Consider the following 17,974-nt stretch of genomic DNA (forward strand, 5'->3'; position numbering starts at 1 on the left):
GAAGTCGGTTGCTGTCAGAGGTAGGTGGCGGCGGTGACCCACAGGCCACCGAAGGCCACGGCCCACACGTAGGGCAGGGTGCGCACCATCACCTGGTGCGGGGAGACGCCCGCGTACTGGGCGCTCCACACGGTCTGGGTGCTGGTCGGGTCGGATACCCCGAAGACCTGGTTGTACGAGGCGGTCATGCCGAGGACGGCGACGGCCGGGTAGATGCCGGTGGCCACCAGGACGCCCGCGATGCCGGCGCCGAGGCCGAAGACGTTCAGGGGGCCGCGGAACAGGCACAGCGGCACCAGCAGGGTGAAGACGAGGACGAACAGCACGGCGTTCTGCGGGCTGACGGCCTTGACGAGGGGTTGCAGGGCGTCGATGGCGCCGGGCAGCTTCACCGCGGCGAGCAGGATGCCGATGGCCACGAAGAGGGTGATGGGCGGTGCGGCCACCTCGAACCCGCCGTACAGGGTGCGCAGCAGGCGGCGGTTCATCTCCCGCGGCCGGGTCGTCGTCACCAGCGCGTACAGCACGCCGCCCAGCAGCGAGGGGATGATGGCCACGTCCAGGCCGAGGGCGAGGGTGAGCGGGACCGCCGGGGTGAGCAGGGCGTACCAGGGGGCGTCGCCGAGCAGCCGGCGGCGGTCGCCGCGCGACGGCCGGGCCTGCACCGACTTCAGGGACCAGGTGTGCTCGACGCCGCGGCGCCGGGACTCCACGAGGACGTAGGCGACGGCGGCCACCAGCGCGAACGGGAACAGCTTCACCATGAAGCCGCGCACCGTGTCGACGGGCAGCTCCAGGGCGGTGGAGAAGAACTGCCACACCGGCAGTTCGAAGGGCACGCCGACGGCGATCCCCATGAGGACCGTGCCCGCGGCCGTCACCTTCGGGATGCCCACCGCGATCATCGCGGGGATACCGATCAGACCGGCGAGCATCGCCGCGGGCGCCGATCCGGTCACGGTGCCGACCAGCGCCGACACGGCGAGCACGCCGAGCGCCACGAACACCGGCCGGTCGCCGCCGAATTCGACGATCTTGCGGACCAGGGTGCCGGCGATACCGGTCTCCTCCAGGAGCTTGCCGAGCCATGAGCCCAGCAGGATCGCGATCATCGTGGCGGCGAGCGCGGGCGCCCCCTCCTGGAGCACCGTGTCGAGCACGCTGCCCTTGCCGGAGAGCGGCGCACCCGCCAGGAACGCGATCACCACGGCGAACAGCACCAGGGCGAACGCCGTGGGCAGCTTGCGGCTGAGCATGGCCGCGACCCCCGCGGCCATGACGAGCAGAATGACGACACCCATCGATCAGTTCTCGCTTTCACAGGACACGGCGGCGGCCAGCGCCTCCGTGAGCAGCAGGGGGCTGCGGCCCAGGCCGCAGGCGGCGTGGGCGTAGGCGTGCGCGGCGATCTCGTCCGCGCCCGCGACGTACGCGTACAGCCGGCGCCGCCCGAGCCGCAGTGCCGTGTGGCCCAGCGCCCGCTTGAACTCGGCGCGCACCGCGGCGTGGTGCAGCCAGGCGTGTGCGCGCTCGTGGGCGAGCGCCGCCGCGCGCACCGACCCCGCGGGGTACCAGTCCCGCCATCCGCGCTCGGCGACCAGCCGCTCGGCCCGCTCGACGGTGTCGACGTACACCTCGACCACCGGCGGCCGGGACCGGTACCGGGCCAGCAGCCCGGCGTCCAGTCCGCCGTCCCGCTCCACGACCCGTACGGCCTCGACACGCGGGGTCATCCGGCGGCCGAACTCCGTCGCCGTCACCGCCCAGTGGCGCAGCAGCACGGGATCGCGGCCCTCATGCGTGGGTGTTCCCCCGAGCAGCCGTACCGCGAGGTCCACATCGTGGTCATCGCTCATGTCCGCGACTCCACGACGGCGACGACCGGCTCCTCGGTGCCGCGCGGACGCAGCTCGGTGCGGGCCAGGGCCAGCAGCGCCTCGGGCTCCAGGACACCGGAGAGGTCCGCGATCCGGCCGCCCACCAGAAGCCGCACGGCCGGGGCCCGTACGCCTCCGTCGCCGTAGGAGGTCGCGTCGCGGACCAGCGCGGCAAGCGCCTCGCCGGAGCTTCCCACCGTCATGACCTCCACCCGCGCGTCGGCCGCGCCGAGCCGCACCACGCCGTCCGCGTCCACCACCCGCACCGGATGGCGGTCCGCCCGCAACCGGCGCCGCACCTCGGTGCCGTACACCGTGTACGCGTCCGTACCGGCCAGCGTCCGCACACGTGTCTCCGGCGCCTTGAGGCTGGTGGCGGCCGCGCGCAGCCGCTCGTCGGCGTCGGCGCGGTGCGCCCGGTCCTGGGTGCGCAGCTCGGTGGCGCCCGTCGCGACCGCCCGCACGGTGTTGGTCTGCGGGTCGACGGTCACCTCCACCTCGACGCCGTCGGCGGCGGCGCCCTGTGCGACGACGGCCCGCTCGGCCTCGGCGCGCACCGCGAGGATCTGCTCCTGGGTGGCGCCGGGCACGATGCGCTCGACCTGCTCGCGCACCAGCGCGAGCGCCACCCCGACGGGGCTGATCACCTCGCTGTGCCGGGCGATGCGCCCTTCGAGCCCGGCGGAGGCGGCCAGGTGCGGGGTCACCGCCGCCGCGCCGCCGCCCCCGCCGACGACGAGTACCGTGTCCCGGTCCAGGCGGTAGTCGCGGATCATGGTGTCCACCACCGACCTGACCTGCTCCGTCCCCGCGTCGAGGACCGCCCGGGCCGCACCGGCCACATCCGTGCCGAGGGCGGCGGCCAGCGGGGCGAGGGCGGCCCGCGCGACCGTCTGGTCGCTGCGCGCGAAGTCCTCCTCCCCGACCCGCCCGAGCGCGTTCGCCGCGCATGTCATCGTCACCGCGAACCGGCCGCCCGCCGCGTCGAGGACCAGGTAGTCGTCCGGGTCACCTGTCATCGGCCGGATCGTCGCCACCCGGGCGTCCCGCAGATCGTCGAGCGAGGCGAAGCAGGCGTAGGGCAGGCCGGCGATGTGCGCGCTGCGCGGACCGACGCCGGTCACCCGCCCGTCGGAGACCCGCACCATGGAACCGCCGCCGACCCCGACCGTGCGGACGTCGAGGGCGCTCAGATAGGAGGTCCTGCCGAGGATCGTCGCGTGGCGCACCGCCACCTTTCCCCGCCGCACCACGCTGATGTCGGTCGAAGTACCGCCCGTCTCCAGGAACACGCCCTCGCTGATCCGCTCCTGCATCAGCGCCCCGGCGACGCCTGCCGCCGGGCCCGACAGGATCGTCAGCAGCGGACGCCGGCGCATCTCGTCCAGCGACATCACACCGCCGTCGCAGCGCATCACCATCAGCGGCGCGGTCACCCCGGCCTTCGTGATGGACGCGTCCACCAGATCGGCCGTCGCCAGCATCCGCGGCAGGATCGCGGCGTTCACCACCGCCGTCCGGGTCCGCTTGTGCAGCCCGTACATCGAGGTGATCTCGTGGGCGGCGGCCAGCGGCAGCCCCGTGGACCGGGCCGCGTCGAGCACGGCCTGCTCGCCCTCGGGCCGGTCCACGCCGAACGGCTCCGTGGCGACGAGCACCTCGGCCCCCTCGGCGCGCACCCGCTCCACGGCCGCGCGCACCTCGGCCTCCTGGGACGGGTCGGCCACGTGGGCGTACGCCAGCGGAAGCCGTTTGCCGGGGGTGAGTTCGAGCTTGCCGAAGGCGGCGAGCCGCCGGGTGATCACCGCGCCGGGCCCGCCGCCGATCCCGATCAGCCCGACCGTGGCCACGTCGCCCTCCAGCAGGGCGTTGGTGGCCTGGGTCGTGCCGTGTGCCAGGAACACCACGTCGCCCGCCGTCCGGTCGACCTTGGCCAGGAGCTGTTCGAGCGCCTGGACGATGCCGTGGGCGACGCCGTCCTCGTGGTGGTGGCTGGTGGGCACCTTCACCTGGCCCACCAGCGTGAGCGTGGCGGCGTCCACCGCCACGGCATCGGTGAACGTGCCACCCACGTCGATGCCGACGCGGATGCGGCGGTCTGGTGTCATGGCGGGCACCTCCTTGTGTGTTGACGTGCTTGCGTGGTCGATGACGTGGGGGGCCGGAAGAACGTGGAAGTGCTGTCGGACGGGGTCAGTAGCCGCGGACGTCGGGCCAGCGGCGCTGCACACCCGCCCGGTCCAGGAGGCGGCCGAACTCCTCGAACCGCTTGTCGTCGGCCTGCACCTGGTGGGGCTCCACGCCCTCGTCCAGGCAGTGCGCGGCGAGCGCGCCCGCGACCTCGCCGACGTTCCACTCGACCGGGTGCAGCCGGTAGCAGCCGTTGGTGATGTGGGTGGTGCCGATGTTCTTGCCGGCGGGCAGCAGGTTCCGCACCCGGCGCGGCACCAGCGCGCCGAGCGGGATCTCGAACGGCACGGAGCCGACGTCGATGTAGGTGTCGCCGCCCGTGGAGGGGTGCAGGTCGATGCGGTAACCGCCCACCCCGACCGAGTCGCGGTAGCGGGTCCCGCCGTACGGGCCGACCACGTCGATCGCGACGTCCTGCTCGACGACCGTGGTCACCGCCTTGATGCGCCGCGACTCGCGCACGTAGGCCGCCTTGGCCAGACCGTCCGCGGTGCCGGTGACGTCCGGGCGGATCCGCAGCCCCGGGAAGCCGGTGCCGCCGTCCGCGCGCGGCGCCTCCGTCTGAAGCCAGTACAGCACCGACAGCGACAACTGGCGTGCCCCGCGCAGGGCTTCGACCTCCTGCCCGACGTAGGGCTTCAGCCAGTAGTCGTTCAGCGGCCAGTTGACGAGGGTGATGTCAGAGCCGAAGGCGCCCGGCCGGTGCAGCTTGCGGGCGAGGATCCGGCGGAACCCCCACAGCTCCTTGTCCCCGGCGTCGGCGCTCTGGTCGGCGCTGACCGCCAGCGGGTCGAGGTCCGGGTTGGGCACGAAGGTGCGGGCCACGGGCTCCAGGGTGCGCGGGTCGGGCGCCTCGAAGCCGAGCAGCGGACCCGGCCAGAAGTCGGGTCGGTAGGCACGCCAGAAGTCGTAGTCCTCGGGCCGGTCCACGGTGTGGTCCTCGCCCTCGTGGTGGGAGAGCGCGAAGCACACGGTGATGCCCTGCTGGTTGTCGGGCCGCGCCTCGGCGGGGGCGTGCGGCTCGCCGAACTCGTCCCGCGCCTCGGCCCCGTTGGCGTGCTCCACATCGGCGAGGTCGAGCAGTTCACCGGTCTCGGTGGCGTCGACGACGTACCGGGCGGTGAACGTGGTCAGCGCGCCGCCGCGCAGGTCGCGCACGGTCACCGCGCGGATCAGGTCGCCGTCCGTCTCGGCGGACACGGCGCGGTGCTCGGTCAGGACGGTCAGCAGGCCCGCGGCCCGGTACGGGGCGAGCAGGCTCTCCAGGACGGCGAGCGCCACCCGCGGCTCGTGGCACAGCTTGCTGACCCTGCCCGCTCCCGGGTTCAGCTCCGCGAGCCCCAGCGCCTCGGCGCGCAGCGGGTACCACTGCCGGTAGTAGGCCCGGATCCCCTCGCGCAGCGCCCGGTACGACGCCGTCGTACCGAACTGCTCCACCCAGGGGTGCTCGTCCGGCGGCACCGCCTGCGCGGTGAGCTGACCGCCGATCCAGTCCGTCTCCTCGGTCATCACGACACGTCGGCCCGCCCGGCAGGCACCGAGCGCGGCGGCGACCCCGCCGAGGCCGCCACCGACGATCAGGATGTCCGTTTCCGCTGTCACAGTGCTCCTTGTTCTCGTGTCCGAGTGTTCGTCAGGGGGCGTCATGGCCGCCGCGGACCGGGCGGGCCCGCCGTCTCGCCGGTGCGGAACTCGCAGGCCACCAGCGGTTCATGGGCTTCCTCACCGGCCACCAGGGCGGCGAGGAGCCGGACGGCGGCCGCGCCGAGCTGGTGCCGGGGCACGTCGAACCCCATGGGTACGGGCGCGGCGGCCAAGTCCGGCGGCGGGCCGCCGAGCAGCCCGAGCGAGACGTCCCCCGGGCAGCTGAGCCCCGCCTCCCGGACGGCGGCGTCCAGCGCGCGCCAGGCCGCGCCGGTGTCCGTCTCCTCCGCGACGAACGCCGTCACGCCGTCCGCGACCAGCGCGCGCACCCGCTCCGCCGTCACCTCGCCCGCCGGGTCGGCGCAGCGCAGCACCGCCTCCGGCCCCGCCTCGGCACCGACGGCCGCCAGCCCCTCCAGAAAGCCCCGCTGACGGTCCGCGGACGCCGGGGCGTCGTCGTCCTCGCGCACCAGGACGATGCGCCGGTGACCCAGGGCCGCCAGGTGCTCCACGACGGCGCGGCTGGCGCTGACATAGTCGGCGCCGACCCAGGCCGGCCCCTCCCCCTGCTCGCGGCGGCCGAGGTGGACCACGGGGAAGCCGTCGGCCACGAGCCGTTTGAGCTCGGCGCCCGGCGCGTGGCGGCCGAGGAAGAGGCAGCCGTCGGCCAGGCGCACCCGGCTCAACGCGTCCGGCCCGGCCGCGCCCGCGCCGCCGCTGCTCGACCCGGTGAACAGCACCAGGTCGTAGCCGCGGGCGGCGGCCTCCTGCTCCACACCGACGAGGAACGGGTAGTACGAGTGCTGCACGTCCGTCGGGAACGTCGCGGTGAAGCTGAAGACGCCGAGGAGGTTGTTGCGGGCGGCGGCCAGCCGCCGCGCGGCCGGGTCGTGCGTGTATCCGAGGCTGCGGGCGGCGTCGAGGACGCGCTGCCGGGTCTCCTCGGAGATCGTCGCCGCCTTGCCGTCCGTGCGGGCCGACAGCACCAGCGACACCGTGGCCTGCGAGACTCCGGCGAGCTGAGCCACCTCGGCCTGCCGCGGGCGTGACGTACGGCTGCCCGAGCCCGGATTCCGTCCCGGCTTCGCCCGTTTCCTCGACTGCTCCACGCTTGATTCCTTCTCGCCACCGCTGAACCATTGGTAATGCGCATTACCTATGCGCATTACCGAGCACTCTGCGGGTGGCGCGCGGAGTAGGTCAAGACGTGTGCGGCAACTTTGCGAACCGCGGTGCCTGCTGACGGAGGCGAAGAAGGTCGCAGCGGGTGCGGAAGCCGGAGGAAAAAGGCAAGCTGGTCATGATCGATCTCGACTCCCGAGTGCCGAGCCGACCCGTCCTGAGGTGAGCCATGAGCGTGGAAGCCGACATCCCGAGCCTCGTCGGCGTCCACCACCTGAAGCTGCCGGTACGCGATCTCGCCCGCTCCGAGGCGTGGTACGGGCGCACGCTCGGCTACCAGCGGGCAGCCGAGTTCCTCGAGCAGGGGGTGCTGATCGAGATCGTGCTGAGCCATCCGGCCGGCGGACCGGACCTGGCGCTGCGGCTCGCCCCGGACCGGGCGGAGGCCGCCGCCGGCTTCGACTACTTCGCCATCGCGGTGCCCGACGGCGCCGCGATCGAGGCGCTCGCCGCTCGCCTGGAGGCGCTTGGCGAGCCGCACGGCGGCGTCTGGCGCGGCCTGCGCGGATGGGTGCTGCCGTCGCTGCATGACCCCGACGGCCACGAGGTGCGTTTCTACACCATGGAGGAACACACCTCGCACGAGCCCGGCGAGGTCATGCGCATGGTGGACCCCCTGGAGAGCGCCGAGCAGGTGCGGCCCGCCGCGCCGTAGCTCCGTACTACTTCCGCAGGTCCTGTTGCAGGGTCCTCAGCGCCTGCTCGCTGCTCTTGACGCCGGTCAGGGCGGCGTATGCCTGCTGCTGGATGGCCGAGGTCACCTCGCCGTACCGCACGACGCGCGGACGCGGCACCGCGGTCTCGATGGACTGCTTGAGGACGCGCAGGTACGGATACTCCTTGGTCAGCGACGCGTCGTCGTACAGCGCAGCGTAGGGCGGAGCGAAGGCGGCGTCCTTGAGGAACGTTCTCGCGCTGTCCTGGCTGGTGAAGAACTTCATGAAGTCCATCGCCGTGGCCTTGTTCCTGGCGAAGGAGGAAAGGGCCAGGTTGTGCCCGCCCAGGCTGGCGGAGCCGGGCCCGTTCAGACCGGGCAGCGGCGCGACCGCGAACTTCCCCGCCACATTGCTCTTCCGCGCCAGGGAGTACACGTACGGCCAGTTGCGCAGGAAGATCAGCTTCCCTGACTGGAACGCCCGACGGCTGCCCTCCTCCTGGTAGGTGAGGGCCTCCTTGGGAATCGTGCCGTCCTTGAAGGAGCCGACCAGGAAGTCCAGGCCCTTCTTCGCCTCAGGGGTGTCGACGTCCGGCTTGCCGCCGGCGTCGGTCACGACACCGCCGGCCGACTGCACGGCCTCGGAGAAGTTCACCGTCAGGCCCTCGTACTTCCGGAACTGCCCTGCGTAGCAGGACATGTCCTTGGCCTCGGGCAGCCTCTTCACCTTGGCGCAGTCCGCCTTCATCCGCGACCAGGTCGTCGGGGGCCCCGCGATGCCGGCCTTCTTCAGAAGATCGGCGCGGTAGTACAGCAGACCGCCGTCCGAACTGAACGGCACGGCGTACAGGGCGCCACGATACTCAGCCGTCTCCACCACCGGCTTCAGCATCTTCCGCAGGGGAAACTGGTTCTCGGGCAGCTTTTCGATCCACCGGTGGGCGGCGAACTCCGAGGTCCACACGACGTCGAGGGAGAGCACCGTGTAGGCGTCGGACTTCGTCTCCGCGTTCTGGATCATCTCCCGGCGCTGCGAGTCGGCGTCCGTCGGCAGCTGGATGAAGCTGACCTGCTCCTTGGGGTGCAGCCTGTTCCAGCGATCGAGCGCCGCCTGGACTGTGCCCGTCGTGTCCTTGCCGGCCACGAACGTGATGGGGCCCCGGCCCTCGAACGACGGGTCCCCGGCCTGCTCCCCGGAGTCGCTGCCCCCTGAGGAGCCGCAGGCGGTCAGGACGAGCGCGGCGGCGACAAACCCGGCCGAGCGCCGCAGTGCTCTGATGGTGACCATGAGATTCCTCCGCCATCCTCCGCGCGCAGCGTGTCCGTCGCACCCACCCTCGCCCACGGGTACGGCGAACCGGCCGCGACACGACTCCAGGTCGCTGACGGCCGGCTGGACATCACCCTCGCCGCGCCACGGAGGCCTCCGCGATCATGGCCGGGCCCGCTCTGTCAGCCGGGCCCGGCCCATGCTCACATGGCGGCCGGAACGACCAGGCGGTGCGTACCGGGCGGGGCCGCGTACAGTGGCCCGGCCGGGTGCGCCCCGGCGTCATCGGCCGGGGTGGCCCCCACGACCACGACGTTCCAGGGCAGTTCACTCTCGGTCTCGATGACGGTCTCGCCGCCCGAACGCCGGACGGTGAAGACCGCGGCCGCGGTGCCCGACCGTGCGGGGATGGTGGTGACGGTCACGGAGCCGTCGGCCCCGCCCGGGTACACATGGAGTGTCACGCCGTCCGCCCAATCGGATCGCGGGCTGTCGTCCACCGCGCCGAAGGGGACCACCGAGCCCGGCCGGGCCAGCAGCGGCAGCGTCCGGAAACCGTGCCGCTCGCGCCTCCAGCCCGGACCGCTGACCCGCTCGCCGGTGATCACATTGGTCCAGCTGCCCTCCGGCACGTAGTACTCGACCGTGCCGTCCTCGCTGAAGACGGGGGCCACCAGCAGATCCGCGCCGAGCATGTACTGACGGTCGAGCGAGTGGGTGCTCAGGTCCTCGGGGAATTCCAGCAGCATGGCCCGCATCACCGGTGTGCCGGACTCCTTGGCCTCGACCGCCGCGTGGAAGAGATACGGCATCAGCCGGTGCTTCAGCCGGGTGAAGTCACGGGTGACCTCGACCGCCTCCTCGCCGTAGTCCCACGGCACCCGGTAGGACTTGCTGCCGTGCAGCCGACTGTGCGAGGAGAGCAGGCCGAACTGCACCCACCGCTTGAAGACGGCCGGCGGCGGGGTGCCCTCGAAGCCGCCGATGTCGTGGCTCCAGAAGCCGAAGCCCGACAGGCCGAGGGACAGGCCGCCGCGCAGCGACTCGGCCATCGCCTCGAACGTCGACTCGCAGTCGCCACCCCAGTGGACCGGCATGCGCTGGCCGCCGGCGGTGGCGGAACGGGCGAAGAGCACCGCCTCGCCCTCGCCGCGCTCTTCGACCAGCAGGTCGAAGACGGTCTCGTTGTAGAGCTGGGTGTAGTAGTTGTGCATGCGCTCCGGGTCCGAGCCGTCGAACCAGACGACGTCTTCGGTCGGCACCCGCTCGCCGAAATCGGTTTTGAAGGCGTCCACTCCCTGGCCGAGGAGGTGTCGCAGTTTGGCGGCGTACCACTCGCGGGCGGCGGGATTGGTGAAGTCCACCATGCCCATTCCGGCCTGCCACTTGTCCCACTGCCAGACGTCACCGTTCGGCCGCTTCAGCAGATAGCCGGCTGCCATGCCCTCGGCGAACAGGTGGGACTTCTGCGCGATGTACGGATTGATCCAGACGCAGACGCGCAGCCCCCGCTCCTTCAGCCGGGACAGCGTCCCTTCGGGATCAGGGAAGACCGCCGGGTCCCAGATGAAGTCGGACCACTGGTACTCCCGCATCCAGAAGCAGTCGAAGTGGAAGACGCTGAGCGGGATGTCCCGCTCGGCCATGCCCGCCACGAACCGGGCGACTGTCTCCTCGTCGTAGGAGGTGGTGAAGGAGGTCGACAGCCACAGCCCGAACGACCAGTCCGGCGGCAGCGCGGGCCGGCCGGTGAGACCGGTGTAGCGGCGCAGCACGTCCTTCGGGGCGGGTCCGGCGATGACGAAGAACTCGAGGGACTGATCCTCAACGCTGAACTGGACCCGGCCGACGTTCTCGGAGCCGATCTCGTAGGACACCTTGCCCGGGTGGTTGACGAAAACGCCGTAGCCACCGCTGCTCAGGTGGAACGGCACGTTCTTGTAGGCCTGTTCACTGCTGGTGCCACCGTCGGCCTGCCAGATGTCGACACTCTGGCCGTTCTTGGTGAACGGTGTGAAGCGCTCGCCGAGGCCGTACACGGTCTCGCCGACGCCGAGCGACATCTTCGCCAGCATGTAGTGGCGGTCGTCGGCGTCGGTGACAAAGCCCAGGTCGCGGGGGCCGAGCGAGGTGATGACCTTGCCGCCGGAGACAAACCTGAGGGTGCAGGAGCCCTCGGTGTCGGCTTCGAGGGACAGCGCGCCCGAAACGAGCTCGACCGTCGAGCCTTCGCGAGCGGTCTTCGCATGACCGCCGTCCGGGTCGGGGTTAAGGGGGAACGCCGGGGTGCGGGGGCGCGTGCCGCCGTGGTGCCACACCCGTACACCGATAACGCCCTCGGCGGGTGACCACGCCTCCACGGTCACCAGCGGGCCGTTGAGCGTGTCGCCGCGGTGCCGGACGCGGGTGACCGGCGCGTAGAGGGTGAAGCGGTCGTCGGCGACGTCCACGTCGGCGACGGAGGTGGCATAGCGGGCCGTCACGCCCGGCCGCATCTGCCAGTAGCCGTCGGTGAACTTCATCTCAGTGCTCCTGCGTGGACGCGCGGTTGACGGTGATCAGCTCGCGGAACCAGTGGTAACTGTCCTTGGGCGTGCGTTCCTGGGTGTCGTAGTCGACCCGTACGATCCCGAAGCGCTGACCGTAGCCCCGGGCCCACTCGAAGTTGTCCAGGAGCGACCAGCAGTAGTAGCCGCGGACGTCCACCCCCGCGTCGACGGCGGCGGACACGGCCGCCACATGGTCGCGCAGGTACGCCACCCGGTCGGTGTCCCGCACGGCTCCGTCCGGCGAGACGGTGTCGGCCTCGGCGGAACCGTTCTCCGTGATGTAGACGGGCGGCAGGTTCGGGTACCGCGCGGACAGGTCCACCAGCAACTCGGTGAAGGCCTCGGGGACGACGGGCCAGCCCATGGTGGTGTGCCGGGTGCCGTACGGGTCGCTCTCGGCGACCCGGATGTCCATGGCGGTACGCCGGGACGCGTCGGCCTCCGCGTACGGTGCGTCGGAGACGGTCAGCGGGCGGTAGAAGTTCAGCCCCACGAAGTCCAGTGGTGTGCCGATGGTGTCCAGGTCACCGTCGCGGCGGTACGAGCCGTCGGCCAGCTCGCCCCAGGTTTCGGACTCGTCGGTGGGGTACCGGCCGTTGAACAGAGGCTCCGTCCAGACCTCGTTGTGCAGCGTCTCGGCGCGCCGTAGCGCGGCCAGGTCGGCCGGGGAGGAACTGGCCGCATGGATACGGTCGAGATTCAGTGTGATGCCGACCTGGGAGGCGCCGGCCTCCCGCAGGACCCGCACCGCGTTTCCATGGGCGAGCAGCAGGTGGTGCGCGGCGGCCAGGGCTCCGGTGCCCTCGCGGGCGCCGGGAGCGTGCCGTCCTTCCGCGTATCCCACGAAGGCGGAGCAGAAGGGCTCGTTGAGGGTGATCCACCGGCCCACCCGGTCGCCCAGTCGCTCCACCACCAGCCGGGTGTACTCGGCGAAGGCCTCGGCGGTCTCCCGGACCCGCCAGCCGCCCCGGTCCTCCAGCGCCTGCGGCAGGTCCCAGTGGTAGAGCGTGACGGCAGGGGAGACACCGGCTTCGAGGAGCGTGTCGGTGAGCCGGTCGTAGAAGTCCAGCCCCTTCGCATGGGCCGGGCCGGTGCCCTGCGGCTGGATCCGCGGCCAGGCCACGGAGAAGCGGTAGGAGTCGACACCGAGGCGCCGCAGCAGTTCGACGTCCTCCGGGTAGCGGTGGTAGTGGTCGCATGCGATGTCACCGGTGGCACCGCCCTGGGTGCGGCCGGGAGTGTGGCTGAAGGTGTCCCAGATCGACGGTCCGCGGCCGTCCTCGTCGTGCGCGCCCTCGATCTGGTAGCTCGCGGTCGCGGTCCCGAAGACGAAGCCGGGTGGGAGGACGGGGAACCGCGCGATGTCCGGTGAGTGAGGTGACGTGCTGCTCATGCTGTAAAGCGGACCTTCCGGGTCTTGAGAGGTGTGCGTGGCGTACTCGGGGAACGGGCACGAGCGGCTCGGTCCGGCCGCTCGTGCCAGGGGGTCGTCCGCGTACTACTTGACCGAACCGCCGGTGATTCCGGCGGCGACGTACTTCTGGGCCAGTATCAGCAGGATCGCCGCCGGGACGGCGGAGACGACGGCCGTGGCCATGACCGCGCCCCAGTCGCTGACGTGGGCGCCGATGTACTCGTACATGCTGAGGGTGATCGGCTTGACGTCGTCCGTCGTGTTGAGCGTCAGCGCGAACATGAAGTCGGACCAGGCGAAGAGGAAGGTGAAGAGCCCGGCCGTGATCAGCGAGTTACGGCTGATCGGGAGCACGATGCGCACGAAGGCGGTGAATCGGTTCGCCCCGTCGACCATCGCCGCTTCCACGATCTCTTTCGGGATCGACACCATGAACGCCCTCAGCAGCACGATGGAGAACGGCAGCCCGAGCGAGGCGTCGGCCAGGATCAGCCCGGGGAGCGAGTTGACCAGGTTCAGGTCGACATAGGCGCTGTAGAGCGCGTTGGCTATCACGATGCCGGGCACCATCTGGGTGATCAGGGTGCCGAACACGATGGACCGGCCGCCCCGCAGGCCGAGCTGGGCCAGGCCGTAGGCGGCGGGCGCCGCCATCGCGAGACAGACCACGACCGCGCCGAGCGCGACGACCAGGCTGGTCACGAGCGAGCCGCCCTGGCTGTCCAGCGCCCGCTCGAAGTTCGACCAGCCCGGCGAGGTGGGGAACCAGCTGGTCGAGGCGAGACTCTCGCCCGGCTGAAGGGCGATGTTGAGCATCCAGTACAGAGGGAAGAGCAGGATGAGCAGAACGACCAGCGCGATGACGGTGTTGCTGCCCCGTCGCAGGGTGCGGGCGGACATGGTGATCACTTCCCCTGACCGAAGTCGGACCGGTTGGCCCGGAGATAGAACACGGCGAACACCGCGCTGATGAGGATGAGGACGTTGCCGACCACGGCGCCCTGCCCGAAGTCGAGCTGTTGGAACGAGAGCTGGTAGGTGGCGGTGCCCAGGGTCTGCGTGGAGTCGGCCGGCCCGCCGCCGGTCAGCGCGAGGATCAGGTCCAGGATCTTGATCGTCGACATGAAACCGAGGACCAGGACCACCGTGATCACCGGCCGCAACTGCGGCAGCGTGATGCTGCGGAACGTACGCCAGGGACCGGCGCCGTCGAGCGAGGCGGCCTCGTACATCTCACGCGGGATCTCCTGGAGCCCGCCGTAGAGGATCACCATGTTGAACGGGATGCCGACCCAGATGTTGACCAGGATCGCCGACAGCAGGGCGACGCTCGGACTGCTCAGCCAGGGCACCGGCTCCGAGGTGAGGTGCAGGTTCATCAGCAGGGTGTTGAGCACCCCGGTGTCCTGGTCGAGCAGTTTCCGCCAGACGACCGACGAGACGACCATCGGGATGAGCCACGGAAGCAGCAGCACCGCGCGGGCGAAGCCGGACAGCCGGAAGCGCCGGGAGAAGAACACGGCCAGCGCCAGGCCCAGCACGAACTGGCCGAGCAGTGAGCCCAGCGTGAAGAGGACCGTGTGCCAGAGAGATTTGGTGAACAGCTCGTTGCCGAACACCGCGGTCCAGTTGTCGAGGCCGTTGAAGGGTGCCTCGCCGGTGAAGAAGGTACGCGGTGTGTAGTGCTGGAAGCTCATGACGACGTTGCGTACGAGCGGATACCCGAAGAAGGCCAGCATGTAGAGGACGGCGGGCGCCACGAAGAGCCAGCGTGTCAGCGTGGCGCGGGACGCTCGCCGGCCCGGGACCGCGGTGCTCGCCGCCACGGACTTGGCGGGCGCGGCAGTGGTGGTACTCATGGTGGCTCTCACTCTCCGCCGGCCGTGGCCTGCGACTGGGCACGCTTCAGCGCCGCTTCGGGCGAGGCGCTGCCGGTCAGAACAGACTGGAAGGCGCCCGCCAGGGCGCTGGAGACGGCCGGCCACCGGGCGCCGACCTTGGCGGTACGGGAACGGGCGGTGGCGACCGTGTCGGCGAAGCCCGCGAGCTTCGGATTGTCGGCCTTGTACTGGGCGGCGGCGGAGTCCCTGGTGGGGATGTTGTTCACGCCCGCACCCCAGCCCACCTGGTTCTGGCTCTTGTTCAGGCAGTTGAGGATCTTGGCGGCGGTGGCCTGGCGCCCGGTGTCGTCGGTACGGGGCAGGGTCATCACGGTTCCGCCCATCGGGGCCACCGGAGCCTTGCCGGCCACGGGCACCGGGATGGTGGTGACCGCCCAGTGCAGGGACTTGTGCTGGCTGAGCACGGGAACCTGCCAGGGGCCGTTGACCATCATGGCCGTACGGCCCGCGATGAACTGATCGTTGACGTCCTGCTGGTTCCAGGTGACCACGGCGCTTGACGCGGACCGGGCGGTGACCAGGTCCTTCCACAGCTTGAGCGCCTGTTCGCCCTTGCCGTTGTCGATGTGGGCCTCGTCACCGCCCGCGGACCAGAAGAAGGGAAGGAACTGGTACACCCCGTCCGCGTCGGGAGTCGCGCTGAAGGCCATCCCGAACGTCTTGCCCCGGGTGAGCTTCTTGGCCGCCACCTTCAGCTCGTCCCACGTGGTGGGCGGTGCCACCCCCGCCTCCTTCAGCACGTCCGTGTTGTAGAACAGCGCCAGGGTGTTGACCGAGCGGGCGATGCCGTACGCGGTGCCCTTGAAACTCCCCATGCTCACGGCCCCTGGCGAGAGCCCGTCCACACTCACGCCCGCCGTCTTCAGCGGGACCAGGCCGCCGGTGTCGGCGAACTGCGGCAGCTCCGATCCGTCCAGCTCCAGGATGTCGGTCATCGAGTGTGACGACGCCATCCGCAGCGCCTTGGTCGCCACCTGGGCGGCGGGAACACTGGTCTGCTCGACCTTCACCCCGAGGGGCTTGGCACACCGGTCGAAGAACTTCTGCTGTTGGTCGTGCTCATGCTGGTCCGTGGCGGAGTTCAGCACCGTGATGGTGTCGGGGTCGGCCCCGCGCGCGCACCCGGTGAGGCCGGCCGAGGCCACAACGAGGGTCAGGAGCAGGACCGGCGCCGGCGGGCGGCGGCGAAGCAATGGCATGTGGTGTCTCTCAGTTCGTGCTACGGCTCTGCAAGGGGAGACGGAGGTCGTGCGAGATCGGCGTTCCGGGGGACAGCCCCATGCCACTTCATTGTCCTGGAACGTCGCATCGAATCGATTCGACGAAGTGGCCAGCAGTGATGTTAAAGGCATGTATCCGATGGCGACAAGAGTCTCAGGAGAAGAAAACAGCCACGGCTGCGCCGGGCAGGCCCACGGCAGCGTCGGGCAGGCGCGCGGGGAAGGCTCGCGGAGTTCAGGCCCGCGGGGCGGTGAGCGGCGCGTCCCCCGGCAGCAGGACCGGAGCGATCAGAAGGTGGCCGACGGTGTCGGCGAGCAGCCGGGGACCGGCCTCCGCGTCCCCTTCGACGGTCTCGCGCAGCGCCGTGGCGGCGGCCACGGCGAGCCGGGTCACCTCGCCGGCCAGCGTTTCCACCGGCAGTTCGACACGAGGCAGCCGACGGCCGGCCGGGTCTCCGGGCAGGGCGCCGATCACCACGACGGTGAGATCCTCGGGTATGCGGAGCCCGGCATCGGTCACGGACGTCAGGATGTGGTGATGCGCGGAGGGGTGCTGCACGATCAGCGCGGTCGGCCGCCCGCCCGCCCCGTCGTCCGCGCGCTCCGCGAGCAGCGCCCGGAGCCGGCGGGCCAGTCCGGCCGGATCGTTCACCGCATGGGCCACCGTGACGGCGGCGCCGGCGCTCCGGCCGCCGCGGGTCGCACCGGCGATACCCCGGAGCGCGTAACTGCGCCTGGCCGCCACTTCCGCCTCGGTGGGTGCGAGGTACACCATCTCGCGGTGTCCCGCGGCGGCCAGCTCCCGCACCACCAGGGCAGCGGCCTCCTCCCAGTCCAGGTCGGTCCACGGCAAGGCGTCCTCGTCGGCCGGCCGCCCGATGAGCGCGGCGGGAAACTCCAGCTCCCGCACGACATCGATCCGGGCGTCCTCCATATCGACGGCCATCAGCACCGCCGCGTCGGCAAGGCCGCTCAGCGCCACGCGGCGCAGCCCCTCGGCCTTGTCCTGGGACGTGGTGAGCAGCAGGTCGTAGCCGAGTCTCACGGCTGCGTCGCTGACCTCGATCGCGAAGGGGCCGTCCACGGCGTTCCGCCGGCCGGCCGGGCGGGGCAGCGCGAGAGCGATCACATGGGTGCGGCTGCTGCGCAGGGTCCGGGCGCTGGCCCGCGGGTGATACCCGAGTGCGTCCACGGCCTCCTGCACGCGTCGGCGCGTCTCATCGGAAATGGGCCGGGAGCCGTTGAACACGTAGGAGACGGTGCTCGGCGCGACCCCTGCGTGCTGGGCGACATCCCTGATGGTAGGCAACCTCGACCCCTCGGTGATGCGGGCACGACGACGAAAGGCCTGAGCGGCGAACCCCATCATATAAGGGACGCCCGGAGACCCGTCGCGGCAGGTCAGGCCGCGTCGCGCCGGCCGAGGAACCCGTCTGCCCCGGTGGGAGGTGCCATTCCTCAGGCGCGGACCAGGGGGGTGTCGACCAGATGCTCGGCGAGGAACCACGCCTGCAGTTCGCCGGTCCGGATCACCTGGGAGACCAGCAGATCGTTGGTGCCGTCGTCACCGCCCTCGGCGGTCCGGGCGGCGGCGTCATGGGCGTCGATGAGGATGGTCTCGTGGGCCTCCAGCAGTCGGGACAGCATGGCCGGCACCTCCTCCACTCCATCCGGGGGCCGCGGGATCGAGGTGATCTCGGCGACGTGCCGGGGATCTCCCACCGCGACACCGCCCAGCGACTGGACGCGTTCGGCGATGGTGTCGATGATTTCGAGCTGTTCACCGGCGTGCTTGTCCAGGACCAGATGCAGCTGGTAGAAGGTCGCGCCGCGCATCAGCCAGTGGTGCTTCTTGTAGAGGCCGTAGAGGATCTGCGTGTCCGCGAGGGCCTTGTTCAGGCGCTGGCAGGAGTACATCCGTGCCTCGTAGGACAGGGCGACGGGGAACTGCTTGACGGTTCCGAACTCCTGGATCACCTCGCCCTTCTGGTGCAGCCAGGGCTGGCTGCCGTGCGGGGATGTCGCGTTGGTGGTCATGGGCCGCCTCCTGCGGTGCCGTGTGGTGCGTACCC

Annotated in this window: 14 protein-coding genes; 1 reads left to right on the forward strand and 13 read right to left on the reverse strand. The window is 71.1% G+C overall.

The window, feature by feature from the left end; all coding sequences use genetic code 11:
* Positions 1 to 14: 14 nt before the first annotated feature.
* The 5 genes from ACZ4WQ_RS42295 to ACZ4WQ_RS42315 form a co-directional block, all read right to left on the reverse strand.
* Positions 15 to 1,301, reverse strand: coding sequence for a transporter (locus ACZ4WQ_RS42295; RefSeq protein ID WP_398372924.1), 1,287 nt, complete (start codon positions 1,299 to 1,301; stop codon positions 15 to 17).
* 3 nt (positions 1,302 to 1,304) lie between these two features.
* Positions 1,305 to 1,856: a hypothetical protein gene (locus ACZ4WQ_RS42300; protein ID WP_311721763.1), complete on the reverse strand. Its 552-nt coding sequence runs from the start codon at positions 1,854 to 1,856 to the stop codon at positions 1,305 to 1,307.
* Entirely contained in the window at positions 1,853 to 3,985 is a 2,133-nt protein-coding gene (locus tag ACZ4WQ_RS42305; RefSeq protein ID WP_398372922.1) for a hydantoinase/oxoprolinase family protein, read from the reverse strand. Before ACZ4WQ_RS42305 ends, ACZ4WQ_RS42300 begins: the two co-directional genes overlap by 4 nt.
* Positions 3,986 to 4,070: 85 nt before the next feature.
* Positions 4,071 to 5,669: an FAD-dependent oxidoreductase gene (locus ACZ4WQ_RS42310; RefSeq protein WP_311721760.1), complete on the reverse strand. Its 1,599-nt coding sequence runs from the start codon at positions 5,667 to 5,669 to the stop codon at positions 4,071 to 4,073.
* 41 nt (positions 5,670 to 5,710) lie between these two features.
* A complete protein-coding gene (locus tag ACZ4WQ_RS42315; RefSeq protein WP_398372919.1) occupies positions 5,711 to 6,820 on the reverse strand; it encodes a LacI family DNA-binding transcriptional regulator in 1,110 nt (369 codons plus the stop codon).
* A 242-nt stretch (positions 6,821 to 7,062) separates the two neighbouring features.
* Between ACZ4WQ_RS42315 and ACZ4WQ_RS42320 the strand changes: the two genes are divergently transcribed.
* On the forward strand, positions 7,063 to 7,548 hold the full coding sequence (locus tag ACZ4WQ_RS42320; RefSeq protein WP_311721758.1) for a VOC family protein: 486 nt from the start codon (positions 7,063 to 7,065) through the stop codon (positions 7,546 to 7,548).
* A gap of 7 nt (positions 7,549 to 7,555) precedes the next feature.
* On the opposite strand, the gene ACZ4WQ_RS42325 is transcribed toward ACZ4WQ_RS42320, so the two are convergent.
* The 8 genes from ACZ4WQ_RS42325 to ACZ4WQ_RS42360 form a co-directional block, all read right to left on the reverse strand.
* A complete protein-coding gene (locus ACZ4WQ_RS42325; protein WP_398372917.1) occupies positions 7,556 to 8,836 on the reverse strand; it encodes an ABC transporter substrate-binding protein in 1,281 nt (426 codons plus the stop codon).
* Positions 8,837 to 9,021: 185 nt separating this feature from the next.
* A complete protein-coding gene (gene yicI, locus ACZ4WQ_RS42330) occupies positions 9,022 to 11,340 on the reverse strand; it encodes an alpha-xylosidase (protein WP_311721756.1) in 2,319 nt (772 codons plus the stop codon).
* A 1-nt stretch (position 11,341) separates the two neighbouring features.
* Complete coding sequence (locus ACZ4WQ_RS42335) at positions 11,342 to 12,760, reverse strand: GH1 family beta-glucosidase (protein WP_398372914.1); 1,419 nt, start codon at positions 12,758 to 12,760, stop codon at positions 11,342 to 11,344.
* A 105-nt stretch (positions 12,761 to 12,865) separates the two neighbouring features.
* Positions 12,866 to 13,681, reverse strand: coding sequence for a carbohydrate ABC transporter permease (locus ACZ4WQ_RS42340; RefSeq protein WP_311721754.1), 816 nt, complete (start codon positions 13,679 to 13,681; stop codon positions 12,866 to 12,868).
* 5 nt (positions 13,682 to 13,686) lie between these two features.
* Entirely contained in the window at positions 13,687 to 14,640 is a 954-nt protein-coding gene (locus tag ACZ4WQ_RS42345) for a carbohydrate ABC transporter permease (protein WP_311721753.1), read from the reverse strand.
* Positions 14,641 to 14,648: 8 nt separating this feature from the next.
* On the reverse strand, positions 14,649 to 15,881 hold the full coding sequence (locus ACZ4WQ_RS42350) for a sugar ABC transporter substrate-binding protein (RefSeq protein WP_398372911.1): 1,233 nt from the start codon (positions 15,879 to 15,881) through the stop codon (positions 14,649 to 14,651).
* 256 nt (positions 15,882 to 16,137) lie between these two features.
* On the reverse strand, positions 16,138 to 17,211 hold the full coding sequence (locus ACZ4WQ_RS42355) for a LacI family DNA-binding transcriptional regulator (RefSeq protein WP_398372909.1): 1,074 nt from the start codon (positions 17,209 to 17,211) through the stop codon (positions 16,138 to 16,140).
* A 149-nt stretch (positions 17,212 to 17,360) separates the two neighbouring features.
* The gene (locus ACZ4WQ_RS42360; RefSeq protein ID WP_311721750.1) at positions 17,361 to 17,939 is read right to left on the reverse strand and encodes a Dps family protein; all 579 of its coding nucleotides are present in this window, start codon (positions 17,937 to 17,939) and stop codon (positions 17,361 to 17,363) included.
* Positions 17,940 to 17,974: the final 35 nt, after the last annotated feature.

This window comes from Streptomyces sp. NPDC028305 (assembly GCF_055569495.1).

What these genes read in the sequence shown, in the direction of transcription:
- yicI (WP_311721756.1), bottom strand. Translation starts at nt 11,340, where the DNA reads ATGAAGTTCACCGACGGCTACTGGCAGATGCGGCCGGGCGTGACGGCC.
- ACZ4WQ_RS42320 (WP_311721758.1), top strand. Translation starts at nt 7,063, where the DNA reads ATGAGCGTGGAAGCCGACATCCCGAGCCTCGTCGGCGTCCACCACCTG.
- ACZ4WQ_RS42300 (WP_311721763.1), bottom strand. Translation starts at nt 1,856, where the DNA reads ATGAGCGATGACCACGATGTGGACCTCGCGGTACGGCTGCTCGGGGGA.
- ACZ4WQ_RS42340 (WP_311721754.1), bottom strand. Translation starts at nt 13,681, where the DNA reads ATGTCCGCCCGCACCCTGCGACGGGGCAGCAACACCGTCATCGCGCTG.
- ACZ4WQ_RS42345 (WP_311721753.1), bottom strand. Translation starts at nt 14,640, where the DNA reads ATGAGTACCACCACTGCCGCGCCCGCCAAGTCCGTGGCGGCGAGCACC.
- ACZ4WQ_RS42295 (WP_398372924.1), bottom strand. Translation starts at nt 1,301, where the DNA reads ATGGGTGTCGTCATTCTGCTCGTCATGGCCGCGGGGGTCGCGGCCATG.
- ACZ4WQ_RS42350 (WP_398372911.1), bottom strand. Translation starts at nt 15,881, where the DNA reads ATGCCATTGCTTCGCCGCCGCCCGCCGGCGCCGGTCCTGCTCCTGACC.
- ACZ4WQ_RS42305 (WP_398372922.1), bottom strand. Translation starts at nt 3,985, where the DNA reads ATGACACCAGACCGCCGCATCCGCGTCGGCATCGACGTGGGTGGCACG.
- ACZ4WQ_RS42335 (WP_398372914.1), bottom strand. Translation starts at nt 12,760, where the DNA reads ATGAGCAGCACGTCACCTCACTCACCGGACATCGCGCGGTTCCCCGTC.
- ACZ4WQ_RS42360 (WP_311721750.1), bottom strand. Translation starts at nt 17,939, where the DNA reads ATGACCACCAACGCGACATCCCCGCACGGCAGCCAGCCCTGGCTGCAC.
- ACZ4WQ_RS42325 (WP_398372917.1), bottom strand. Translation starts at nt 8,836, where the DNA reads ATGGTCACCATCAGAGCACTGCGGCGCTCGGCCGGGTTTGTCGCCGCC.